This is a genomic window from Alkalicoccobacillus murimartini (assembly GCF_030813245.1).
Taxonomy (GTDB): Bacteria; Bacillota; Bacilli; order Bacillales; family Bacillaceae_D; genus Alkalicoccobacillus; species Alkalicoccobacillus murimartini.
Genome location: NZ_JAUSUA010000003.1, coordinates 315,267 through 338,788, shown reverse-complemented (window position 1 = coordinate 338,788; position 23,522 = coordinate 315,267). Strand labels below are relative to the sequence as shown.

The 23,522-nt window shown below is 41.1% G+C and carries 22 protein-coding genes; 8 read left to right on the top strand and 14 right to left on the bottom strand.

Going from position 1 to position 23,522, the window contains the following annotated elements; translation table 11 throughout:
- Positions 1-41: 41 nt before the first annotated feature.
- From isdG to J2S05_RS12460, 4 genes are read right to left on the bottom strand one after another with little or no spacing between them, the layout of a single operon-like run.
- Positions 42-365: a heme oxygenase gene (isdG, locus tag J2S05_RS12475; RefSeq protein ID WP_306983262.1), complete on the bottom strand. Its 324-nt coding sequence runs from the start codon at positions 363-365 to the stop codon at positions 42-44.
- Positions 362-1,135: an ABC transporter ATP-binding protein gene (locus tag J2S05_RS12470; RefSeq protein ID WP_306983261.1), complete on the bottom strand. Its 774-nt coding sequence runs from the start codon at positions 1,133-1,135 to the stop codon at positions 362-364. The genes isdG and J2S05_RS12470 overlap by 4 nt, the downstream gene beginning before the upstream one ends.
- A complete protein-coding gene (locus J2S05_RS12465; protein WP_306983259.1) occupies positions 1,132-2,139 on the bottom strand; it encodes a FecCD family ABC transporter permease in 1,008 nt (335 codons plus the stop codon). The genes J2S05_RS12470 and J2S05_RS12465 overlap by 4 nt, the downstream gene beginning before the upstream one ends.
- Positions 2,136-3,077: an ABC transporter substrate-binding protein gene (locus tag J2S05_RS12460; protein ID WP_306983257.1), complete on the bottom strand. Its 942-nt coding sequence runs from the start codon at positions 3,075-3,077 to the stop codon at positions 2,136-2,138. Before J2S05_RS12460 ends, J2S05_RS12465 begins: the two co-directional genes overlap by 4 nt.
- Before the next feature lie 225 nt (positions 3,078-3,302).
- Here J2S05_RS12460 and J2S05_RS12455 point away from each other — a divergent pair, with 225 nt between their 5' ends.
- A complete protein-coding gene (locus J2S05_RS12455) occupies positions 3,303-4,340 on the top strand; it encodes an agmatine deiminase family protein (RefSeq protein ID WP_370873644.1) in 1,038 nt (345 codons plus the stop codon).
- On the top strand, positions 4,337-5,212 hold the full coding sequence (gene aguB, locus J2S05_RS12450; protein ID WP_306983253.1) for an N-carbamoylputrescine amidase: 876 nt from the start codon (positions 4,337-4,339) through the stop codon (positions 5,210-5,212). The genes J2S05_RS12455 and aguB overlap by 4 nt, the downstream gene beginning before the upstream one ends.
- Before the next feature lie 18 nt (positions 5,213-5,230).
- Here the strand turns inward: aguB and J2S05_RS12445 are convergent, their stop codons facing one another.
- The 3 genes from J2S05_RS12445 to J2S05_RS12435 form a co-directional block, all read right to left on the bottom strand.
- Entirely contained in the window at positions 5,231-5,431 is a 201-nt protein-coding gene (locus J2S05_RS12445; protein WP_306983250.1) for a hypothetical protein, read from the bottom strand.
- Positions 5,432-5,558: 127 nt separating this feature from the next.
- Entirely contained in the window at positions 5,559-7,046 is a 1,488-nt protein-coding gene (locus tag J2S05_RS12440; protein WP_306983248.1) for a tagaturonate reductase, read from the bottom strand.
- 18 nt (positions 7,047-7,064) lie between these two features.
- A complete protein-coding gene (locus J2S05_RS12435; protein ID WP_306983246.1) occupies positions 7,065-8,555 on the bottom strand; it encodes a UxaA family hydrolase in 1,491 nt (496 codons plus the stop codon).
- Positions 8,556-8,752: 197 nt separating this feature from the next.
- On the opposite strand from J2S05_RS12435, the gene pelA reads away from it, so the two are divergent.
- Positions 8,753-9,760: a pectate lyase gene (gene pelA / locus J2S05_RS12430; RefSeq protein WP_306983245.1), complete on the top strand. Its 1,008-nt coding sequence runs from the start codon at positions 8,753-8,755 to the stop codon at positions 9,758-9,760.
- Between the two features lie 51 nt (positions 9,761-9,811).
- Here the strand turns inward: pelA and uxaC are convergent, their stop codons facing one another.
- The 5 genes from uxaC to J2S05_RS12405 form a co-directional block, all read right to left on the bottom strand.
- Positions 9,812-11,230, bottom strand: coding sequence for a glucuronate isomerase (gene uxaC, locus J2S05_RS12425; protein ID WP_306983243.1), 1,419 nt, complete (start codon positions 11,228-11,230; stop codon positions 9,812-9,814).
- Between the two features lie 117 nt (positions 11,231-11,347).
- Positions 11,348-12,106, bottom strand: a complete 759-nt coding sequence (locus J2S05_RS12420) for a DeoR/GlpR family DNA-binding transcription regulator (RefSeq protein ID WP_306983241.1) — start codon at positions 12,104-12,106, stop codon at positions 11,348-11,350.
- Positions 12,107-12,453: 347 nt separating this feature from the next.
- Positions 12,454-13,470 carry an ABC transporter substrate-binding protein gene (locus J2S05_RS12415; RefSeq protein ID WP_306983240.1) on the bottom strand — a complete coding sequence of 339 codons (1,017 nt, stop codon included), beginning with the start codon at positions 13,468-13,470 and terminating at the stop codon, positions 12,454-12,456.
- A 17-nt stretch (positions 13,471-13,487) separates the two neighbouring features.
- Positions 13,488-14,309 carry an ABC transporter permease gene (locus J2S05_RS12410; RefSeq protein ID WP_306983238.1) on the bottom strand — a complete coding sequence of 274 codons (822 nt, stop codon included), beginning with the start codon at positions 14,307-14,309 and terminating at the stop codon, positions 13,488-13,490.
- Positions 14,281-15,078 (bottom strand): ABC transporter ATP-binding protein, encoded by a 798-nt coding sequence (locus J2S05_RS12405; RefSeq protein WP_306983236.1) that lies wholly within the window; start codon positions 15,076-15,078, stop codon positions 14,281-14,283. The genes J2S05_RS12410 and J2S05_RS12405 overlap by 29 nt, the downstream gene beginning before the upstream one ends.
- A gap of 236 nt (positions 15,079-15,314) precedes the next feature.
- Here J2S05_RS12405 and J2S05_RS12400 point away from each other — a divergent pair, with 236 nt between their 5' ends.
- Positions 15,315-16,430: an NADH-dependent flavin oxidoreductase gene (locus J2S05_RS12400; protein ID WP_306983234.1), complete on the top strand. Its 1,116-nt coding sequence runs from the start codon at positions 15,315-15,317 to the stop codon at positions 16,428-16,430.
- 130 nt (positions 16,431-16,560) lie between these two features.
- Here J2S05_RS12400 and J2S05_RS12395 read toward each other — a convergent pair whose 3' ends face one another.
- The gene (locus tag J2S05_RS12395) at positions 16,561-17,823 is read right to left on the bottom strand and encodes a LacI family DNA-binding transcriptional regulator (RefSeq protein ID WP_306983232.1); all 1,263 of its coding nucleotides are present in this window, start codon (positions 17,821-17,823) and stop codon (positions 16,561-16,563) included.
- A gap of 184 nt (positions 17,824-18,007) precedes the next feature.
- Between J2S05_RS12395 and J2S05_RS12390 the strand changes: the two genes are divergently transcribed.
- Genes J2S05_RS12390 through J2S05_RS12380 form a run of 3 tightly spaced genes read left to right on the top strand, consistent with a single transcriptional unit; the run spans position 18,008 to position 22,355 of the window.
- The gene (locus tag J2S05_RS12390; RefSeq protein ID WP_306983230.1) at positions 18,008-19,450 is read left to right on the top strand and encodes a M20 family metallopeptidase; all 1,443 of its coding nucleotides are present in this window, start codon (positions 18,008-18,010) and stop codon (positions 19,448-19,450) included.
- Positions 19,451-19,481: 31 nt separating this feature from the next.
- Positions 19,482-21,026, top strand: a complete 1,545-nt coding sequence (locus J2S05_RS12385) for an AbgT family transporter (protein WP_306983228.1) — start codon at positions 19,482-19,484, stop codon at positions 21,024-21,026.
- Between the two features lie 24 nt (positions 21,027-21,050).
- On the top strand, positions 21,051-22,355 hold the full coding sequence (locus J2S05_RS12380) for an amidohydrolase (protein WP_306983227.1): 1,305 nt from the start codon (positions 21,051-21,053) through the stop codon (positions 22,353-22,355).
- 22 nt (positions 22,356-22,377) lie between these two features.
- On the opposite strand, the gene J2S05_RS12375 is transcribed toward J2S05_RS12380, so the two are convergent.
- Positions 22,378-22,797 carry a DUF4188 domain-containing protein gene (locus tag J2S05_RS12375; RefSeq protein WP_306983226.1) on the bottom strand — a complete coding sequence of 140 codons (420 nt, stop codon included), beginning with the start codon at positions 22,795-22,797 and terminating at the stop codon, positions 22,378-22,380.
- A 126-nt stretch (positions 22,798-22,923) separates the two neighbouring features.
- Between J2S05_RS12375 and J2S05_RS12370 the strand changes: the two genes are divergently transcribed.
- A complete protein-coding gene (locus tag J2S05_RS12370; RefSeq protein ID WP_306983225.1) occupies positions 22,924-23,517 on the top strand; it encodes a TetR/AcrR family transcriptional regulator in 594 nt (197 codons plus the stop codon).
- The last annotated feature ends 5 nt before the right edge of the window (positions 23,518-23,522 follow it).

Sequence of the window (23,522 nt, the reverse complement as noted above, 5' to 3'; positions counted from 1 at the left end):
CTCCCTTTGTCTAATGAATCTCTACTCACCCCCTTAACGATCTATTGAGCTTGGGCAATCGGCATTCTAACAATCTCTACATTATAAAATTCAATTTCGTTACCGAGGATATAATCAGGTCGAGCATTTTTCCCGGAATGAGCTTCTCTGAATGAATCACTAGCTGTCCATGCGTGAAAGTGTTCCTTTTCTTCCCAGCGAGTGCTAATTGTCACTTCATCATTTTCCTTTGGTTTACTGTTCACTAGTACTTCTAGTCCTAGGAACCCTCTCGCATTCTCAATCTTTCCTACTTTATTAAATCGATCTACTAGTTTGTGTCCTTCACCTTTTTTAATAATGGTTTTGTTTGCAACAATAATCATGTTTTATTCCTCCTTGGAATGATAATTGGGTAGTTTTGTTCAAAACGTACGCTTGCTTCTAATTGATATACCTTTGATAAAAGATCTTCGGTTAACACCTGTTCAGGTTCACCTACAGCTGTAATGCGACCCTGTTTCATGACAATCAGTTGATGGCAGTAGGCAGCTGCCTGCTGCAATTCATGAAGTACCATAACAATTGTCTTATTATGGGTTTGATTGATTTCCTCTAGTAGGTTCATCAACTCAAACTGATGGGTAATATCTAAAAATGTTGTCGGCTCGTCTAAGAGGATAATATTTGTTTGCTGCGCCAGTGCCAGTGCGATTCGTGCCCTCTGTTTCTCACCTCCAGATAAAGTATGAACCATTCGATCGCGCCACTTTGTTAAACCCGTAACCTGAAGCGCCCAATCGATTGCATCCGTTTGTTTATGTTTATTTGATCCAAAATCACTGTAAGGATACTGCCCATAGGCAATGAACTCCGCTACAGTAATTGCAGGAATTGCATCATGGGATTGTGTCATCATAGCCAAGGTTCTAGCAAACTCTTTTCGTTTATAAGTCGTGATGTCCTTTTGATTCACTTCAATGGTTCCTGATTCCAACTTAAGTAACTGAGCCACTAGCCTTAGCAATGTGGACTTACCAGACCCATTTGGGCCAATAATCGCTGTCATACTTCCAGTTGGGATGTGTAATGAAACATCATCCAGTTGAAAGGCACCCTGTCTGAAGTGAAGCGATTCTGCTTGAATAGCTGTCAAAACAAGAGCCCCCTTTTCTTAAGTAAAACAAGAAAGAATGGTGCCCCCATGCAAGCTAGCAATATACCAACAGGAAGCTCAATCGGATCAAATGCTGTTCTAGCAATCGTATCTGTGAACATCACTAGTGCTGCACCTCCAATCATTGAAAATGGCAGTAATAATCGATAATCTCCACCTATTAATAGCCGAATCATATGAGGCACAACTAATCCAACAAATCCTACCAAACCGGCAACGCTCACCGCTGCACCAGCGAGTAATGCTGCGAGCATGATAAGTAAAAGCCTGAACCCTTCAACAGGAGTACCGAGTAATCGTGCCGCTTCATCTCCTAGCAATAGTAGATTGATAGGACGAATGGCTAGCAAGGCAAGCACTAAACCAATGACCGCATATGGTAAAACAAACTCAACGTGATACCAGCCTCTTCCTTGAAACCCACCTGCAAGCCATGGAAGAACCGATTGAACACGATCACTGTACAGAATCATAATGCCGCTTTGAACTGCTCCAAGTAAGGCGTTAATAGCCACTCCTGCAAGGATAATCTTCAGTGGAGATGCACCTTTATCCCAGGCAAACAGGTAGATAAGCAACGCTGTTAAGAAAGCGCCGCCAAAGGAGAGGACTGGTAGCAGATAGCCTATCTGGGGAATGGCAACCATAGCAAGACTAGCGGCAAGACCTCCTCCGGCTGTAACCCCAATAATACTTGGATCCGCCAAAGGATTCTGCATAACTCCTTGCAGGATAGCACCCGCTGCTGCTAAGCATGCCCCTGCAAGCGTCGCTAATATTAAACGTGGTAGTCGGACATTTAAGAGAATCGTATGACCCAATGACTCGTTATTTCCCAACATGATAGCCCAGATCTCCTGTGGTGAAATAACAACAGCCCCTAAGGCAAGTCCTCCAACGGCTGATACAAGGAAAAATAGAGGCAAAAAGATCGCCGTTTGTTTACGTCTTCTCGTTCGTTTTTGAAGCGTCCACTCACTCATTCGCTCATCGCTTCTTCCAGTTCAGCTCGCATATAGTCAAGAGAATCAATAATGCGCGTTCCTGGATTTGTTCCAAATAACTCTGAAGGTAGGATAGACAAGTGATCATGTTTCACAGCAGACAATTCAGACCAGGCTGAATGCTGTTCCATCTCTTTAATAAACCCTTCCTGAGCACTTGCTGGATCACCATGCGCCATAAAGAAGATATAATCAGGATCCGCTTCAACAATTCGCTCTGAATTTAGCTGAGCATATTGAGGAAAGGTTTCTAAGCTTTCAAATTGTGCAGCAACATTTTCTCCTCCGGCCTTTTCTAAAATGTCTCCAGCCAATGAATTTGGCAAGGCTGCCATGTTAGAACCAGGCGCACCATACACAAGCAGTACTTTTGGTTTCTCCTCTGGTTCTGAATTTTGGAGGTCTGCAATCTTTTGATCAATCTCTTCAATTAAAATCTGCGCATTCTCTTCCTTTTGAAGCACTTCACCCAACAAAGCCAGTTGATCTTGAATATCTTCAATCCCATTAGCTGAAGTTAAGAGAACCTCTGCTCCTAAGCCTTCAATGACAGGAATGTCTTTCTCATTCATCGGTGCATTCGCCATTACTAAATCAGGCTGCACATAGGTCAACCTCTCTAAATCAACCTCATGAGATGTGCCCACCTGAGAAACGTCCTCTGCTTCTGTTACAATCGCTGGATCCTTACTTGTTGGACGCCCAACAACTTCTTCGCCCAGTGCATAGACCATCTCTAGCTCTCCGTTACCAAGAACAGCGATGCGACTTGGTGTCTGTTGAAAAGAGACTGTTCGATCGGTGAAGTCTGAAACCTGAAGAACCGTCTCTTCTGATGGGTTCGGCGTATAATCAGCACTTGCCTGACATCCAGCCATTACACATAATCCCGCTATCATTCCTAGTATTTTTCTCAATCTATCATCATCCTAACGAAAATGAGAATCAATATCATTAGTTTAAATGATAATGAATGTCATTTTCAAAGTCAACATATTTTCACATAATATATCAAAATTTAGTGATTATCTTTTTTTCGTGTTCAAATAGCCAAAAATAGGACGAATTCTGTCCTATTATTTATTTATTGAGCCAAGTAGAGTATGATAAAGCGAGAAAAAATAACTAAAGAAAACGAGTGAATATCCATGTCTGAAAAACAATATAGAATGCCTGCTGAATGGTCACCACATGCAAGAACAATGTTAGCTTGGCCAGTAAAAGATTCCTTAGTCTATCCAGAGAACTATAACAAGGTGTGCGCCGGGTACGAGGAGCTAATTCTAGCAATTAGTGAGTTTGAACCGGTTTTGTTAGTCGTAAATCCTGATGATGAGGCGAACGTAGCACCCCGCTTCACCCATGCATCAGTTGAACTCATTTCTCTTCCTCACAATGATGCGTGGCTACGAGATAATGGCCCAACTTTTGTTAGAGATGATCATCATCAGCTTTTTGGAGTGAACTGGGGGTTTAATGCTTGGGGTGAAAAGTACGAACCTTGGGACCTTGATGACGAGGTGGCTCCAGCTCTTCTTTCCTTTATGAAGGTACCTGTCATAGATGCTCCTCTTATCCTAGAAGGTGGGAGCATTCATGTAGATGGTGAAGGTACCTTACTAACGACAGAAGAATGCTTGCTTAACCCAAACCGAAATCCTCATTTAACTAAAAAGGATGTAGAAGAACACTTAAAACCTTTGTTGGGCTTGAGTAAAATTGTATGGCTTCCACTTGGTCTAGATGGGGACGAAACAGATGGGCATATCGATAATGTTGCCTGTTTTGCAGCGCCTGGAAAAGTTATTATCCAAGTGTGTAACGACCCGGAGGATGTTAACTATGCAAGGAGTCAGGAGCATCTTGACATACTAAGAAAAGAAACAGATGCCACTGGACGATCATTTGAAATTATCCAAATTGAGCAACCTCCTTACCGCGAAGTTGAGGGGCAGCGCCTGACATTAAGCTATATTAACTTCTATCTAGTCAATGATGGGTTAATTCTTCCTGTATTTGGTGGCGACGCAACAGACTTTGATAAAAAAGCAGAGGAAATTCTACAGAAAGCTTTTCCTGAACGTACGATTCGTACAATTGATGGAATGGCCGTTATTCAAGAGGGCGGAAATGTACACTGCACAACGCAGCAGGTACCCGCAGAAGGGAAGAACAAATGAGCCAACTAAAAGTCGCAGCTACGCAAATGAGTTGCCACACTGATATTCAGAAGAATATAGATAAAGCGGACCGTATCGTACGAGAAGCAGCAGAAAATGGAGCGAACCTGATCTTGCTGCAGGAGTTGTTTGAAACTCCTTACTTCTGTCAAAAGGAGAAAGCGGAGTATTACGCTTATGCAACCAGCTTGGAAGAAAACCCTGCCATTAAACACTTTAGACAACTAGCTAAAGAATTGTCTGTTGTTTTACCAATCAGCTTTTATGAGAAAAAAAATACAGCTCGATATAATTCTGTTGCGATGATCGATGCAGATGGTGAGATTCTTGGGGTTTATCGTAAGAGTCACATCCCAGATGGTCCTGGCTATGAAGAGAAATACTACTTCACTCCTGGCGATACCGGGTTCAAAGTATGGAACACTAGAGTTGGAAAAGTCGGCGTCGGAATTTGTTGGGATCAGTGGTTTCCAGAAGCCGCACGTGCGATGGCTTTGCAAGGAGCTGAGATTCTATTGTATCCAACCGCAATCGGCTCTGAACCGGAAGATTCAAGTGTAGATAGCAAGCAGCATTGGCAGACATGTATGCTTGGCCACGCCGCAACAAATCTTATGCCTGTTATTGCCTCTAACCGTATTGGAGTCGAACATGATGATGATTCGACGATTACGTTTTATGGATCCTCCTTTATTGCTGGTCCTACAGGTAACCTGATTGAAGAAGCAAGTAGAGATACAGAAGACATTTTATATGCAGAGTTTGATTTGAAACAACTCGAAGCACAGCGCGTTGAATGGGGATTGTTCAGAGATCGTCGTCCTGATTTATATCACGTCTTAACAACACATGATGGACAGATAAATAAATAAAACAAAACATCCAGTTGGTTAATCAACTGGATGTTCAAAAATGAGACCTGAAATTAGAGCGATGCCTACAAAGATACAAGTGATTACTACAGATAATGTAAACCACCTAGTTTTGCTCACTCCCTTTTCACCTCTTAGAAAACCAAAGTATCCAAATGCATTAAAGGCGAGCATCACAATAAAGAAAAAATAGCACCAAATAATAGGTCCATCAATCACACCTTCTCGTCCTTAAAGTCTTATCCTGTATATTCCAATCTTAATACAGATATTCCTAATCAACAATCATCTTAATAGAATAGAATAAAGACCTTAACCATACGTAATGGGTTAAGGTCTTTCTAATTTATCGAGTAATGAGTACTCTGATACCCTGGGTTTGAATGACATCAATATCATGAGAAACGGAATCCGTTAACCCTTGAATGTCCGATAGATTTGTTCCCCAAATGTCTTCTTCTGACAACAGTATTTGCACAGCCTGCTCCAGTGTCAGTTCACTTGAATCATATTGGCCCCATACACGTTCAAGAAGAGCTAGTGTCGCTTCATTATCACGGATGACATAGCTTGTGCCACCTCGATCACCAGCCAAGAAAGCACCTTCTCTTCCAACAGGTTTAGTATACACAAGCAACGCAGCAAGACTTACTGATAGCTTACGAGGTAATACGTTATTCTGATCCACATACGCCAATAAGCTTGGTACGACTCTCGTTTTAAATTTATACAGTGGATTCATACCAATGTCAGTCAATTGATGCTCTAAGAATGGGTTGCTGAATCGTTCAATGACTGATGCAGCGAACTGATCCTTCTCCTCTTTGTCTGCTTGAACCGTTGGCAGGATTTCATTAAACAGACCATCCTTTGTGAAGGTCGTCAACTCTTCATCCGTTAACGCCTGGTACACGGTATCAACTCCAGCTAAATAACATGTCGCAAACATCATTGTGTGAGCTCCATTTAACAATCTTACCTTTAGCTCACGATATGGAGCCGTATCTCCCCATTTAACATTTAATCCAGCCTTGTGAAATGGAAGTTGTTCCGATACTTCTTTTGGAGCATCAATTACGAATAAATGGTATGGCTCACCCACAGTTAAAAGGATATCGTCATAGCCTAATCTGTCTCTAAATACTTCTTCTTCTCCTCTTGGAAACCCTGTAACAATTCGGTCCACAAGTGTGTTACAGAACCGGTTATGTTCTACAACCCACTCTTTAAACTCAGTTGGCAGCTTCCAATCATCCATAATTTTAGACACAATCTCTTTTAGGAGATCTCCATTTCCTTCGACTAGTTCACAAGGAATTAACGTTATTCCTTTAGACGCATCACCATCAAAGGTTTTGAATCTTTCATATAAAAAAGCAACAACCTTTCCAGGATATGAAAGAGGAGAGCTATCTACATTAAAGTCTTCTTTACTATACGTCAGCCCAGCTTCTGTTGTATTAGAGAACATGAATTCAATATAAGGAGAGCGAGCGACTTCAAGTACTTCTGACCAATTATGATACGGATCAATACCTCTTGAAATCGACTCAATTAGCTCAGCTCGATTAACTGTTTCTCCACCTTCTACTCCCCTAAGAATGGTGGTATACAAACCATCCTGTGCATTAAGCTTAGGTACTACTTTCCCATGGGGAGTTGGCTGAATGGCAACCACTTTCCCATTATATAATCCTTGTTCATTTAACTGATGAATCATCCAATCAACAAAACCTCGCAGAAAATTTCCCTCGCCTACTTGAACGATCGTTTCTCTCTCTTCTTTGTTTGGCTGCTTTTCTAGATGTTCCTTCGTAAGACTCTTCCACTCCATGACTAATCAACCTCTCTCCTATAAAATAACGCCATCTTTAAATAAGGCAATTTCTTTAAAACCATGTCGTTCATTGTGTGTACGAACATCACCAGAAGCTAGATTTAACACATAATCCAACAACTCATCTGATAGCTCTTCCATGTTCTTATCTTGTACTAGCTCACCCGCATTAAAATCGATCCAATTTTTCTTTCTTTCAAACAATGGTGTATTGGTAGACATCTTCACTGTTGGAACTGGACCTCCAAATGGAGTGCCACGTCCTGTTGTAAACAACACGATATGAGCCCCAGATGCAGCTAGGGCGGTCACAGAAACCAAGTCATTTCCTGGACCTTGAAGAAGGCTTAATCCATTTTTCTTCACTCGACCTCCATAAGGAAGTACATCAACTACAGGAGCAAATCCACCTTTTTGTACACAGCCTAGTGATTTTTCTTCGAGAGTTGTAATGCCTCCATCCTTATTGCCTGGTGAAGGGTTTTCGTAGACGACCTGGTCGTGACGAATAAAGTAATCCTTAAATCCATTGACCATATCAACGATGCCTGTAAAGACCTCTTCATCAGCTGCACGTTCCATAAGAATCGTCTCAGCTCCAAACATCTCAGGTACTTCTGTTAAAACGGTCGAGCCACCATGAGCAATTAATTTATCAGAGAACACCCCAACTAAAGGGTTAGCCGTAATTCCAGATAATCCATCCGATCCACCACATTTTAACCCTACTTTTAATTTTGAAATAGGTAATGTTTCTCTTTGGAATGTCCCTGCGTAAGTGGCAAGCTCTTCAATAAGCTCCATACCTTTCTCCAGCTCATCTTCTACTTGTTGAACACTCAAAAACTTCACGCGTTCTGCATCATAATCGCCAATTACTTTTTTAAACGCTTCTATATAATTGTTCTCACAGCCAAGACCTAATACTAGTACTCCTGCTGCATTCGGATGAGCCACAAGATTACTTAGAATTTTTTGTGTAGCTTGCAAATCATCTCCAAGCTGCGAACAGCCAAATGGATGCGGGAAATGCGACACCGCATCCACCCCGTCAAAGCCCATACTATCACCTTGTCGTGCTAATACTTCCGCGGTTTTATTAATACAGCCTACTGTATTCACGATCCAAATTTCATTCCTGATTCCTACGTCTCCATTTTTCCGAACATATCCTTGGAACGTACGAGGCGCTAGCTGTTCAGCTGTGCTAACAGCCACTTCATTTGGTTGGAATGTATAATTAAGTGTGCCCTCTAGCGTTGTTTTTGTATTGTGAGTATGCACCCAAGAGCCTTGACTAATATCTACAGTTGCATAACCTATTGGAAAACCATACTTGTGAATGGCAACACCTGTTTTAAGGTCTTGTAATGCTACTTTGTGGCCTCGCTTCACGTCTTCTTTAAGTGTTATTGACTGGTCATCTAGCTGAATCACTTCACCCTGCTGATAATCTCGAAGAACGACAATAACATGATCTTGAGTATGAACAATAATATGATCCATTTCTGTGCCCCTCTCATAAAACTCAGATTTTTTCCCAAGTATACGTATCTTTCAATTGACCATTTACTATTGTTTTATCAATCCATATAAAGGTAGAATTGATATATGAAAGCGCTTTCTAAACATGTATATTATACCACGGTCAGAAGGAGGGCTGTAGAGTTTCAGCACGTAAAATAATAAAAAGGAGTGATTGTATGAAAAAGGCACTATGCTTTTCTCCGCTTCTCATCTTCTTTATTTTAGTAGGATTGTTCTCCACCTCAGACGTGAAAGCAAACTCTGTCGTTACTCAAGCTGAACACCTTCTTACATGGCAAATGGACCATGGTGGCTGGACTAAGGATAAGCCCGAAATTTACACACGCGATTGGAATGGTAGTGAATCAAAATCTGTCTGGCAATCCAATGGGCAAGATCTCGGAACGGTTGATAATGATGCAACCGTATCAGAAATACTCGTTGTTGCTGAAGCCTATCAACTAACAGGTGACCAACGTTTTCTAGATAGTGCTTATGCCGGGATTGATTTTCTCTTTAAGCTACAATCTGAAAATGGCGGAATTAGCCAGGTCTATCCCGAGCGAGGGTCAGATCCTTCGAGTTCTGTTTGGTATTCAAATTACGTGACCTTTAATGACCGTGCGATGATCAACGTATTAGAACTACTTGAACAAGTCTTACACCAAGAAGCTCCATTTAATGGCGATTTCTTAAATAATAATCTCCAGTCTGAACTAGAAGCTGCTATCGATGGTGGACTTGACTATATCCTTCAATCACAAATTGTGGTAAACGGAACACCAACTGCATGGTGCCAGCAGCATGATCCAACTACGTACGAGCCTATGCCAGGTCGTGCTTATGAACATGTATCTATCTCGGGAGATGAATCAGTCAGCATTGTTGAATGGTTACAGGCACGCCCGAATCCAACACCAGAAGTCACAGCTTCTATCAATTATGCACTTGATTGGTTTGAAGAAGCTACGTTAACGGATACTAGATACGAAAGACAAACTGAGCCCCATTTCTTTGATGATGCAGGCACAGACACGTGGGCTAGATTTTATGAAATAGGAACGAATCGTCCTATCTTCTCCGGCCGTGACGGTATTGTCCGCTATGACATCATGGACGTTGAGCAGGAACGAAGATATGGTTATGCCTGGGCTGGCCAGTGGCCACAACGCATTTTAGAGTAGATAAGTGAAAAAAGGTCTGTCGCAACGTAAGTGGCAGACCTTTTCATTCTTTTAGGCAAACTCAAAATACCGTTCTGCATTGTTGTAGCAAACATTTTCAATCATCGCGCCAATCCACTCATAATCTTCAGGTGCTTCCCCCGCAGCAATCCAGCTACCTACTAGATCACATAGAACTCGACGGAAATATTCATGTCTTGTATAAGATAGGAAACTTCTCGAGTCAGTCAGCATACCAACAAACGTACTTAAAAGTCCGATGTTAGAAAGATCCTTCAGTTGTTTAATCATGCCGTCTTTTTGATCATTAAACCACCAGCCTGAACCAAACTGGATCTTCCCACGCGCGCCACTAGATTGGAAGTTTCCAATTGCTGAAGCAATTACTTCATTATATATAGGGTTCACTGTATAAATAATAGATTTTGGTAGTTCGTCTGTTCGATCAAGCTCATTCAAGAAACCATTTAGTGATTGAGCCATAGGGGCGTCACCCATTGAGTCAAAGCCTGTATCTGGCCCGAGTTGATTAAACATTCTCGTATTGTTGTTTCGAGCTGCACCTAAATGAAGCTGCATCGTCCATCCAAGCTTATAATAAAGACGGCCGAGGAATTGCATGGTATACGCCTGATAAGAAAGCTCTTCTTCTGGTGTAATAGAAGACCCGTTAAGTGCCTTCTCGAATACAGCCTCCGCTTCCGCCTGTGTCGCTTCTTTAAATGGAATCGTGTCAATGCCGTGGTCTGATAATCGGCATCCAGCTTCATGGAATACATCCGCCCGCTTTTCCAATGCCCTAAGCACCTGGCTAAACGTTTGAATCTCTAAACCACTTGCGGCACTTAGCTTCTCTATATATCCAACAAATGTGTCTGTTTTTACTGCAAGTATTTTATCGGGACGGAAAGCAGGATAAACCTTGGTTTTAAAGTCACCGTTCTCAGCAGCTATTTTTTTATGTGATTCCAACGAATCAATCGGATCATCTGTTGTACAAATAACCGTTACATTTGATTGATTAATAATTCCTCTCGTACTCATATCATCATCCTGCAGACGTTCATTTGCTTGAGTCCAAATTCGTTCAGCAGATTGTTCATTTAATAGTTCATCCACACCAAAATAACGTTTCAGTTCTAGGTGAGTCCAATGGTACAAAGGGTTACCCATAGTATGAGGGATAGCAGAAGCCCACTTTAGGAATTTATCCTTATCACTTTTTTCCCCAGTAATATAGGACTCATCAATTCCCAATGCACGCATGCCACGCCACTTATAGTGATCTCCATGAAGCCATACTTCTGCAATATTGTTATACCTGCGATCCTCAGCTATTTCATGTGGAGACACGTGACAGTGATAATCTAAGATTGGTTGATCCTTTGCATATTCGTGATACAGTCTTTTTGCAGGTTCGTTTGTTAAAAGGAAGTCATCATGAATAAACGCTTTACCAGTAGTGATCATGTACAATCTCTCCTTTAATATATGAACGCTTTCAAAGAATTAAAGACTATAATTGTTCGAACTCGTTCGATTTGGTTTGATTATATCATGATTGCGCTTTCACTACAACGCTCATATTTAAGCTAAAACGATTCTGCACTTAAGGTCTGTGAATTGATTGAGGATACTGCGATCAAGCTCAGAATCCGTAATAATTTCATCAAGTTCATCAAGTTCTGCGAATTTCATTAAACCCACTTGTTCAAATTTTGTTGAATCCGCAAGTAGTGTGACATGTTTAGCTCGCTTAATCACAGTACTTTTCCAGTCGTAATGAAAGCTATTTAAGACAGACAATCCTTGTGTAATCGAGACCCCCGTAGTACCGAGGAATAATCGGTTCACATAAAGCTGTGACAATGCTTCGATTGTTTGTTTGCCAAATAATGAGGTAGTTGCTCCCAGCTGAGAGCCTCCTAGCATCATTAATTGAACTTTTTCCTTCGCATATAAATTATGTGCAATCTCAATATCATTAGTGATTACGGTAACTGGAAATGCTCCTAACAATTCAGCTAAGGCATAGGTTGTACTTCCTCCATCTAATAAAATGACCTCATTTGGTCCAATTAAATCTAATGCCTTTGATGCAATGTCTGATTTCTTCTTTTGGTGACTTGATTGTCGTTCCTTTTCAGGGAACAAACGTCTTGTATCCTTTCGTAAAACGGCCCCACCATGCACCCGTTGCAATAAGTTTCGTTTCTCAAGCTCCTCTAAATCAAGACGAACCGTTTTTTCAGTGACTTGAAGCAACTCACTTACGACCGATACCTTAAGTGCTTTATGTTTATCTAAATAGGCAAGTATTTTCTCGTGGCGTTCTAATGGAAGCATCTCTATTCTCCTTCAGCTTACTTTATCTCTCCATTATCAAACAAAACCGAACATTAGTAAACAGTCTATTATAATAGATATTCGAAAACATGTGTTCAATTTGGTTTACCAAGTGGAATACAAGCTGGCGTTTGTGAAGAGGAATCTAATGTGAATGAAGAGACAGAGAGGATTAGCAAGAGGTACGTACCGTAATTAAGAGCTTTGGTAGACAGAATAAGCACTTCGCCGAATTTAGCACGACCGCCCCCTCACTAAGCAGCCCTACGATCCTCCTACACAAATAAAAAAAGACGAAATAGATTGCTCCTCAGAGCGTCCATTTCGACCTAAACCTACTCTCTTGCTTACTCTCCCTCAACAAATTGCATATCGACCATTTTTTCATATGAATATGGTTCGTCATAGATCCCTGTTTTCTTTAGAACATCCATCGTTTTTGCTAATGCTTCTTCTGTGATGATGCCATCCTTACTCCAATGTTCATCTTCGTACGCCCTATTTTGCGTCGCTTCAACTTGCTCATCACTTAAGGTAGGGAATTCCTTACGCAGCACTTCTTCTGCTAATTCCGGGTCATCATAAACGGTTTCAAGTCCTCGGAGAACGGCTTGAACAAAACCTTCTACTAGTTCTGGATCTTCTTCAATGGTCGATTGCTTCACACTCACAACAGAGTATGGATAATCTCCAAGGGATGGGAATCCAAAAAATGGTTCACCCCACACATCCTTGTTGATCCCCTCTGTAATGGTTGGTTCTGCTCCATTGGCAATTTGAGATTTCCCTTGTTCAACTAAAGCAAGCACTGCTGTTACATCCGCTGGTTCTTCCAAGATCACATCTTCTTCTAAATCAATGCCTAGATCAATAAATAAGGATCGAGTCAGTAAGTTTGGACTACCACCATAACGGCTTGCTGCAATGTTTTTACCTTTTATAAAATCAGCTAGTGCCTCTTCACTGTCATCCTCAGGCTGCTCCCCTTTTTCCGCCATTAGATAGACATTAGCCCGGTTCACAACGTTTGCTACGGCAACGATAGGATCACTGCTTCCATCATTGGCGAGTTCGTTTGAGTCTGGTCCAGCAATATTCCCCCATACTTCTCCGCTAACAAGTGTTGTAACATGTGCCCCTCCAGCAGCCGTCACCATCTCTACTTCTAGTCCCTCTTCTGCAAAATAACCTTCATGGATGGCGATATATAGAGGGAGATAACCCGTCAAATGTGCAGGCTCTGCTATAGATACTTTTTTCAATTCTGTCTCATCGCCCCCACCGCCACTACAACCCGTTACAATGAGTCCGCAGATAAGGGCTGTCATCATACCTATTTTTATCTTCATATTTTGAGTTCGCATTGAGATTCTCTGCCTCCTTATATTTGTTGCCCAATTTTTTTTAGTAGCCAACGTTCAATTATCCCCACGAACCAATACATAAACAACGCCAGAAAAGAAAGAACCGTTACGCCTACCCATACAAGATCGATATCTAAAATTTGCCCTGCATATAAAATCATCCGACCGATTCCTTCACGGGATGCAATAAATTCACCAACAATTGTACCTGCCAATGCTAAGGCGATATTAATGCGAAGGCTGCTTATAATCCAAGGTAATGAAGAGGGAACCACCACCTTGAAGAAAACATGATATCTCTTTGCCCCAAGTGTGTAGAGGAGCTTCTCCATATCTGGATCAATTTGCTTTACCCCACTGTAAGCAGCGAGTGCCGTCACAATGACTGTCATACTGAAGGCGAGAACGACTTTGGAGGAAAAACCGATTCCTATTAAAATCACCAAGACAGGTGCCAATGCTAATTTTGGAATGGCATTAAAGGCTACTAAATACGGTTCACTAATTGCTGCATAAAGCTTTGACCACCAGAAGGATAGACCAATGATTGCGCCAATCACAGTCCCGAGTATAAAGCCATAAATGGTAGCTCCTGATGTAAAAAGTAAATCTTGAATTAACGTACTTTGGGTAAGCTGGAACCAACCCTTTTCAACAATGGTAGTTGGAGAGCTCCAATAGTATTGATCCACTATCCCTAGTCGTACGCCTGCTTCCCATCCCACTATTAAAAGAATTCCTATTAAACATCGCCATAACAGTGTGTACAGTGAGAATCGTCTACTTTTACTTTCTTGGTCATCACCTGCCTTATGTCCCTTTTCTTTCACCACCTTCACTTTGCTCCTCCTCCTTCTCCTCTTGAGCTAGTAAATTAAAGAGCGTTCGTTTCATCTCTAAGAATTCGGTTGTCAGTAATACGTCTCGCGAACGAGGTCGCTCAAGTTCGACTGAGAGAACTGCCTTCACTGAACCTGGCCTTGCGGAAAGAACATAAATGGTATCTGATAAGAATAGAGCTTCATCAATATCATGTGTCACAAACATAATGGTTTTCTCTACGTCCTCCCACATTCTTAACAGCCACGACTGCATCTGTCCCTTTGTCTGGGCATCCAGAGCAGCAAACGGTTCATCTAGCAACATAATCTCAGCGTCATATAAAAATGTTCGTAGTAACGCTGCACGTTGTCTCATTCCTCCCGAAAGCTCAGCCGGAAAGTGATGCTCAAAACCCTTTAAGCCATAGCGTTCTAATAAGGGCATTGCCTGAGCAATCGCTGATTTTTTGTTCATTCCTTTTATCTCCAGACCAAGAATGATGTTATGAATAATCGACCTCCATGGTAAGAGCAAATCTTTTTGCAGCATATAACCAACTTGGCCATTTTGATTTAGAATACTCCTACCATCGACCAAGACATCTCCAGAAGATGGTTTAGTTAGTCCAGCAATAATATTAAAGAGAGTGGACTTCCCGCACCCACTTGGCCCGACAACACTTACGAAGGTACCTTTATCTATTTGAATACTTGTAGGTTTAAGGACCTCTGTGAAGGTTCCACCCTTTTGAAATACTTTACCTACTTCCTTTATTTCAAGCTTCATCTATCTCACCTCCACCTGATTGACTAATGCTTGTATTGTTCAATCGTATACACAGTCTCTCTTTCAGGTGTTTTATCCTATGCAAAGACCCTCGATAAATGAAGGGTATCTTTAAAAATAAGCATGTACTTTGTCATATTTACTTACTATGTGAGCAGAATAATTGCGGATGGATGAATATATAACTAAACTGATCAAAGCTATTCAATTTATAAATGGAAAGAAGGACACTGAAAATGAATTCAGCTTATACATCGCTTTTTAACCCTTTTACCTTTAAAAGTGGAGTTAAAGTAGACAATCGCATTATGATTGCACCCATGACGCATTACAGTTCAAAGGAGGATGGGAGTATTTCTGAGCAAGAGCTGACATTTATTGAAGCTCGCTCTGAAGGTCCAGGTGTCGTCATTACCGCCTGTGCAAATGTTACCGCAAACGGAAAAGCTTTCCCTGGTCAGCCTGGTATTAATCTGGACACTCACTTACCAGGATTAAAAAAGCTGGCGGAAACCATCCATAAAAAAGGATCTAAAGCCGTTATTCAAATTCATCATGGGGGTGTTCAATGCCCACCTGAATTAGTCCCAAATGGAGACGTTTTGAGTGCAAGTGATATACCCGAGAAAGGTGCACGAGCCCTTACAGACGAAGAAGTCAAAGAGATCGTCAAGGGATTTGGAGAAGCAACTACACGAGCTATCGAGGCTGGCTTTGATGGCGTAGAAATTCACGGAGCAAATGGGTATCTTATTCAACAATTTTTCTCACCACATACAAACAAGAGATCTGATGCATGGGGTGGAGAAACGGCTGCTGATCGTTTAGCCTTCCCTTTAGCCGTTGTAGATGCTGTTAAACAGGCAGTAGCTGAAAAAGCACCTGAAAACTTCCTAGTGGGATACCGCTTCTCACCTGAAGAACCAGAAACTCCAGGATTAACAATGGAAGATACGTTTGTATTAGTCGATGCACTAGCAGCAAAAGAGTTAGATTACCTGCATGTTTCCTTAATGGAAGCTCACTCAAAAGCACGCAGAGGTGCTGATGAAACAAGAACTAGACTAAGCTTGCTACATGAACGTGTGGGAGAGTTAGTCCCTATCGTAGGTGTAGGCTCCGTTCATACACCAGGGGAAGCAGTGGCTGTATTGGAGGAAGAAGGCATGGATTTTGTTGCTCTAGGACGAGAGTTGCTAGTCGAACCAAATTGGGTGAACTTAGTTAAGAACGGACAAGAGAACCAAATTCAAACCGTAATCAAAGTGAGCGAAAAAGAAAAATACGTATTACCTGAACCACTATGGAATGTCATCATGAATGCCGGTGGGTGGGTACCATTTGAAGAATAATCCATAACAAAAAGCGAACGGGTTACATCAAACCCGTTCGCTTTTTTGCTTTGATATAAGTGCGGACATTTAAAATAAAGTCATTGCTTCCTAAACCTCATTCGTCACTTTCTGTGCAGAAAAAATATTCTTATATGTTTATCTTATAAATTTTCTTAGGTCTACCTCTAAGTCGTTCTTGCCTCTTTAGGGACACGTTGGCCAAATTAGCTTCTTCTAATTTCTTTAAGATTCGATTTGCACTTCGGATCGTTACACTTAGATAAAAAGCTAATTCTTCAGAGGATATGAGATCTGTCCCTCCCCTTATTAGAGCTGCTTGAATTTTTTGTAATTGTAAGATGGTTAGACCTGATTGTTCACTAATATTAATTAGTTGAGTCCCCGCAGGAACATCTCTATTCAGCGTACTTGGCTTGCCTTGCATAGGACCAATTAAATCTGATTCAGTTAAGATGTATGAACCCATCTCCTGCCTGCTAGCCGTTTCTGCATGTAGTCTTGCCTGATGCAATGACTTACCAGTTCCCCAGCCGACATGTAACTCCTCTTGTAACTGTTCTGTGAGAAAAAGAGAAAGAGAGCAACTAGTGAAATCATTTGTTATTTGTTTTAATTCCCCAAATGTCGTAATAATCTCAATCTCTGGGTAGTTGTTATGTATCAAAAATGAGTATCCATACTGTTGTTCGAATTGCTTAATCAACTCGATTCGAATTTGATTGGTTCGCTCTTGTATGCCTGTTATATGGCCGACTACAGTCTGGTTATTTTGGAGCTTTTTTTCTTGGATTTGATGAATAAGCGTTTGCACACTTTGTTGAATGGATCCCTCTGAAGGAAAAAGAAACAATGTATTAATTCCTCTACTTTTAAGTTCATCCACCACATTACTCATTCTTGTAATTGAGAGATCCACTTCTCCTTTTTCCCACAAAGACACGTGAAAGTGAATGAGGTTTTCATAAACTGTTTCATGTAGATAATCAGTGAAATTGTCACTGTAAATATACGGTCTCTCTTCTTTTGAAACCATTTGTTTTAATCCCATATAATTATTCTCTATCGTTAAGAAATCAATTATCACTCGATTTAAATTTAGCCCACTTACTCTAGCCACATTAAATAACTCTTGATAAAAATCACCTTCGCTTACATCCAAATAAACGATAGGAACTCGCAATTGTTGGAACTCTTGAATTAAAACAGATTGTGTATAGATACCACTAAGTAGAAAGCCATCCACCTTATACTCGTACTTTTTATATAACTCTATAATTTGTGAAGGACGCTCATACGGTAGATAAATAAATTCTATATGATCTAGTTCGTTAACTGCTTCCTCTATATATGTCTGCGAATGAAAGGCTGTAAGCACTCCGATACGACGCATCTGACCTCACCCCTGCTCTTCTTTTATACATTTATATCATACGCTGATAATTATAGGCAAAAAACATTCTCTTATGGGAGATATGCTTACAAAAGAGTTGTAATGATAAAACGATTCTCATATGATGAGTGAAATATTTAACGTCTTTAATATGTCCTTAAATAAGTAATAAAGGAGAATTGTCATGCCTGAGTTTGAAACTATTCGTTCGATTATTGACAGAAAACAACCTCTATTTGATGACATCGCCCATCAGATTTGGAATCTTGCTGAGCTACGTTTCGAGGAAAAAGAATCTTCAAAGCTTCTAAGCTCGGTACTAGAACAAGAAGGGTTTGAGGTCGACTATAATGTGGCCGGTCTTTCAACTGCGTTCACAGCCTCTTACGGTTCAGGATCTCCAGTCGTATCCTTTTTAGGAGAGTTTGACGCCTTGTCTCAGCTAAGTCAAAAACCCTCCATATCCTATCAAGATCCTGTTTTTGAAGGTGAGAGTGGTCACGGCTGCGGTCATCATCTACTAGGTACTGGAGCACTCGCTTCAGCGGTGGCTGTTCGCCACTACCTAGACAAGCATCAATTACCTGGTACGGTTCGATTTTATGGGTGTCCTGGAGAAGAAGGTGGCTCAGGGAAAGCATTTATGGCGCGTGAAGGAGTTTTCGATGATATCGATACAGCTATAACTTGGCATCCAGGCAGTTATAATAGCCTATTCGCATTTGAATCATTAGCTAATTATCAAGTCTCCTTTCGTTTCAAAGGAAAAGCTTCTCATGCTGCTGCGAGTCCTCATCTAGGAAGAAGTGCATTAGATGCTGTTGAACTGATGAATGTGGGAGTCAACTATTTACGGGAGCATATGATTGATGAAGCTCGGGTCCATTACGCGATTGTGAATTCAGGTGGTCTCTCTCCTAATGTTGTCCAAGCTGAAGCAGAGGTCCTGTACCTTATCCGCGCTCCAGAACTTAGCCAAGTGAATGCCTTATATAAAAGAGTACAAGACATTGCCAAGGGAGCGGCTCTTATGACTGAAACGACCTTTGACATTCACTTTGAGAAAGGCTGCTCTAATTATGTTCGCAATCATGTACTTGAGGAACAAATGACTGCTGCTTTTCAAGCTGTGCCTGCCGTTTCCTATACTGATGAAGAACGTTCTTATGCGAAGGCTATTCAAGCATCAATCACAGAAGAAGAACGAACGGGTTTCTTTAAAGATATTGAAGACATGCTACCCGACGACCAAAAAAATCTACTAGATACAATGAAGAACAAAGATTTACTTGAAGACGTAATCCCTACAACGACAAAAAAAGGGAAAAACATCGGCTCTACTGATGTAGGCGATGTGAGTTGGATTGCTCCAACAGTACAGTGTTTCACTACTTGTTTTACTGCGGGTACACCTTTTCACACATGGCAAATGGTCACACAAGGTGCGAGTACCGCTGCTTATAAAGGGATGAAGCAAGCATCGTTAGTCATGGCTGATACGGCCATTAGACTTTTTGAATCTCCTGAACTTATTAGCAAAGCAAAAGAAGAACACCAGTCTAAGCTTGCTGGAAAATCTTATATTTGCCCTATTCCAAAAGGGGTCAGCCCTTCATACGTTCGTTAACTATCTTTTTTTATTATAGGAGGTTCAAATCGTGTCTACCATCCAAGAAGAGAAGCCGAGCTTTTTCTCAAAATGCCTAAATGTAATTGAAAGACTGGGAAATAAGTTACCCCATCCATTTATTCTTTTTATATACTTAGCTGTTTTCCTCATGTTCATCTCCTTTGTTGTCAGTTTATTTGATGTCTCAGTCATTCATCCAACAACGGACGAAGAGATTGTCGCTAAATCATTACTATCCAAAGAGGGCGTTCTATTTATGCTCTCATCTATGCTAGAAAACTTCACTGGCTTTGCTCCATTTGGTCTCGTGATTGTTATGATGTTTGGGATTGGACTAGCACAAAAGGTTGGTTTTTTTGAAACATTTATGAAGACAACCATCATTCGTGCACCAAAATCCGTCATTACGTATGCCATTATCTTTACAGGTGTGCTTGGAAACATCGCCTCAGATGCAGCGATGATTATTATTCCTCCTCTCGCCGGTATGGTCTATTATGCCATCGGACGCCACCCTATTGTCGGAATGGCAGCCGCTTTTGCTGGGGTTGGAGTTGGATTCACAGCAAATTTTATCATTGCTGGAACCGACGCCTTACTATCAGGAATCACAACGGAAGCTGCACAAGGAATTATTCCTGATTTTGTTGTGACACCCGTGGATAACTGGTTCTTTATGAGTGCCTCGGTTGTGATGCTAGTGGTTGTAGGTGCTTTTATTACCGATAAGATTATTGAGCCTCGTTTGGGGACATTTGATCCTACCTATGCGGATCCAGGTGTAATCAGTGAAAAGGTTCAGGAGCCTACTTCAAAGGAACTAAAAGGACTTAGAAATGCACTGATCGCTGGTGGTCTTTATGTAGTACTATTAGCCTCTCTAATTATTCCTGCAAATGGGTTTCTACGGAGTGATGAAGGAACGATTATTCCCTCTCCTTTTTTAGATAATATCATTCCAATCATTTTAATTTTCTTTATCATTGTAGCCGTTGCATATGGTAAAACAGCAGGCACTGTTAAAAAGAGTGCAGATGTCCCAATTCTTATAGGAGAAGCCATGAAGGACATGTCGGGTTATATAGTCCTGATCTTCGCCGCTGCTCAATTCATCAGTTATTTTAATTGGACAAACCTAAGCACAATTTCTGCTATATCAAGCTCTGAGCTTCTGCAAGATGTGAACTTTACAGGTATGGGCCTTGTGGTTGCCTTTATTTTCTTGGTCACCATTATTAACTTGGTCATCTCAAGTGGTTCAGCACAGTGGGCATTAATGGCTCCCGTATTCGTTCCATTGTTCATGTTATTGGATTACAACCCGGCCTTTACTCAGCTTGCATATCGTATTGGAGATTCGGTTACCAATAATATTTCTCCTGTGAATCCCTATGTCATCATGGTTCTTGGATTTATGAAACGTTATGATTCTCGTTTTGGTTTTGGTTCTATTATTTCACTAATGCTTCCGTACACGCTTATCATTCTAGCTATTTGGATCGTCATGTTCCTCGCATGGAATCTAATTGGAATTCCTATCGGACCAGGCAACGGTGTGTATCTAGATCAATAATAAATAACGAAAGGCTTGTGACATATGACTGTTAACCAACATGTATCTGATAAAGTGAGTAAAATTGAACCCCTCCTAACCGAATGGCGGAGAGATCTGCATCAATTTCCTGAGCTGGGATGGTGCGAATATCAAACGACAGCTTATATCGTAGAAAAACTCACCCCTCTCTCCTTTCAGCTTTTTCTAGGAAAAGAGGTTAGTGACTCCGTGTCTCGAATGGGACTTCCCACTGAAGAAGAAGACCAATGGCACCTAGACCGTGCTCGAAAAAATGGAGTCCCACTTGAATTACTTGAAAAGATGAAAGGTAGCCATACGGGTGTAGTCGCTCAATTGGACACAGGCAAACCAGGTAAACATATGGCCTTCAGGTTTGATATCGACGCCCTGCCTATTCACGAAACACCAGATGCTGAGCACGCTCCAGTAAGAGAACAATTTGCTTCTCGTCATGATGGACAGATGCACGCCTGCGGTCATGATGGACATACTTCAATAGGACTTGGCGTTGCTCATCTATTACATGATTTAAAGGATGAGTTAACCGGAGTCTACACTCTGATCTTCCAACCGGCAGAAGAAGGTGTTCGAGGGGCTCAATCCATTGTTGAAAAAGGATGGCTCGATCAAGCTGACTTATTTTTAGCGGGGCACATCATGGATCAGCCCGTGGGAACCATTGTTCCTGGTATCTCCTCTTCGTTAGCAACGTCAAAGTACAACGTTACGTTCTCAGGTGTATCTTCTCATGCAGGAGCAAGCCCCGAGACTGGTCAAAATGCCTTGTTTGCAGCAGCTACTGCAGCCACACAGCTATATGGCATTGCCAGACACTCAGCTGGAGCTACGAGAATGAATGTCGGTAAGCTCATCGCAGGCAATGGCCGTAATATCATCGCTGACACAGCTTATATGGAAATTGAAACACGTGGTGAAACCAACGAGTTAAATGAATATGTTTCAACAAAGGCTCTAACAATTTTAAAAGCCTCAGCAGATATGCATGGGGTTCAAGTGACTTCAGAATTAGTGGGAAAAGGCATTTCCGCACAATCTGATGAGATCTGGAGTGAGATTATTTCATCGTCTGTACAAGGAAGTAAGTATGTTAAACATGTGTCGTCTTCTTTTGAAAAGATTGGCGGTTCTGAGGATGCGACCTTTATGATGGAGCGTGTTCAAGCAAAAGGTGGCCTTGCTACCTATCTTTTATATGGCTCTAACCTCTCAGCAGCGCACCATAATCCAGCTTTTGACTATGGTGAAGGAGTTCTATCGATTGCAGTTGATACACTCATCCACATTGTTTTAAATCAACAAACATAAAAGAAAGCACGTGAGCGATGGCTCATGTGCTTTTTTCCAATGCCTTCAGAAGACCCGCTTCAGGCATATTTACATATAGCGAATGATAATGATTGGGCTCAATAGAGTAGGCTTCATGGAAGATGCCTAGACTGTTAGAAGCTGCCGCCGTCTTATAAAACAGTTTATATGCCTCAGTATGCTTCTTTCCTTTTGAATAGTCCATAATCGCTTCATTAGACTTCCAATATTGAACAAGCGTCACCCCACGCCATGAGAGATAATACTCTGTGTGATAGAAGCCTAATTCCTCTTTATTTTTGTATAGCTCATCTACCATCGGCTTCATTGCGAGTACACTTTTCAGCCATTTATGTACAGCCCATATTTTATTCACTTTCACACCAATAATAAAAACAGCTAAAGGGATATCAGAATTAACAGCCACGCGATTCCTCACCATAGTACCCTCCCAAGATTCATTTGACTTTAACGCTTTCAAACTGCTACATTAAAAACAGACCATCGGTTTGTTTTAATGTATAATACCGACCGTCGGTTTGTCAATTTGTTTTTGAAAGGATGAATGATGAAACAGTCTGTTGAGTACCCACCTAATTTGATTCATATAATGGAGCAAACCGAAGTTCTCATTAAAGAATTTGGTTGTTCTCAAACTACCCTAAAAAAGATTATGGATAAAGCTGAGGTATCTAAAGGAGCTATCTACCACTACGTTTCGAGTAAAGATGAATTATTTGGTCTTATGCTCAAGAAAAATATATTTGATGTAAATGAATCCTTTTGGAATGTATTAAGCCAAGGTGAGGTTGACCTCCAAGCACCTCTAAAAGCAATTACTGATGGGCTCACTTTTTTCTTTGAACCAGCATCAGATGTGACCAACCCCATATTTATTTATTTGCTAAGCAAAACAGAAAACCCACCCGTGCAACAAATTCTCGATGAATTTTATTCATATAGTATTGCACAAGCTAGTAGCTGGATCGAAGCTGGACAACAAGGATGCGCAATTAATCCAACGATAAATCCAGAGAAAACAGCTGCAGCTTTTCTCACGTATTCATTTGGCTTACGAGTTACTCAGCTTTTGGCACCTACAAGGACTGCCTTACAGAAAGACGAATTCTACACCTATATGATGAATACCTTAAAGCCCTAAATAGT

Bases quoted from the DNA above. Each gene is read 5' to 3' on its own strand.
- J2S05_RS12440 (WP_306983248.1), bottom strand. From the start codon at position 7,046: ATGGAGTGGAAGAGTCTTACGAAGGAACATCTAGAAAAGCAGCCAAAC.
- J2S05_RS12415 (WP_306983240.1), bottom strand. From the start codon at position 13,470: ATGCGAACTCAAAATATGAAGATAAAAATAGGTATGATGACAGCCCTT.
- J2S05_RS12395 (WP_306983232.1), bottom strand. From the start codon at position 17,823: ATGCGTCGTATCGGAGTGCTTACAGCCTTTCATTCGCAGACATATATA.
- isdG (WP_306983262.1), bottom strand. From the start codon at position 365: ATGATTATTGTTGCAAACAAAACCATTATTAAAAAAGGTGAAGGACAC.
- pelA (WP_306983245.1), top strand. From the start codon at position 8,753: ATGAAAAAGGCACTATGCTTTTCTCCGCTTCTCATCTTCTTTATTTTA.
- J2S05_RS12380 (WP_306983227.1), top strand. From the start codon at position 21,051: ATGACTGTTAACCAACATGTATCTGATAAAGTGAGTAAAATTGAACCC.
- uxaC (WP_306983243.1), bottom strand. From the start codon at position 11,230: ATGATCACTACTGGTAAAGCGTTTATTCATGATGACTTCCTTTTAACA.
- J2S05_RS12390 (WP_306983230.1), top strand. From the start codon at position 18,008: ATGCCTGAGTTTGAAACTATTCGTTCGATTATTGACAGAAAACAACCT.
- J2S05_RS12465 (WP_306983259.1), bottom strand. From the start codon at position 2,139: ATGAGTGAGTGGACGCTTCAAAAACGAACGAGAAGACGTAAACAAACG.
- J2S05_RS12400 (WP_306983234.1), top strand. From the start codon at position 15,315: ATGAATTCAGCTTATACATCGCTTTTTAACCCTTTTACCTTTAAAAGT.
- aguB (WP_306983253.1), top strand. From the start codon at position 4,337: ATGAGCCAACTAAAAGTCGCAGCTACGCAAATGAGTTGCCACACTGAT.
- J2S05_RS12420 (WP_306983241.1), bottom strand. From the start codon at position 12,106: ATGCTTCCATTAGAACGCCACGAGAAAATACTTGCCTATTTAGATAAA.
- J2S05_RS12435 (WP_306983246.1), bottom strand. From the start codon at position 8,555: ATGGATCATATTATTGTTCATACTCAAGATCATGTTATTGTCGTTCTT.
- J2S05_RS12370 (WP_306983225.1), top strand. From the start codon at position 22,924: ATGAAACAGTCTGTTGAGTACCCACCTAATTTGATTCATATAATGGAG.
- J2S05_RS12375 (WP_306983226.1), bottom strand. From the start codon at position 22,797: ATGGTGAGGAATCGCGTGGCTGTTAATTCTGATATCCCTTTAGCTGTT.
- J2S05_RS12405 (WP_306983236.1), bottom strand. From the start codon at position 15,078: ATGAAGCTTGAAATAAAGGAAGTAGGTAAAGTATTTCAAAAGGGTGGA.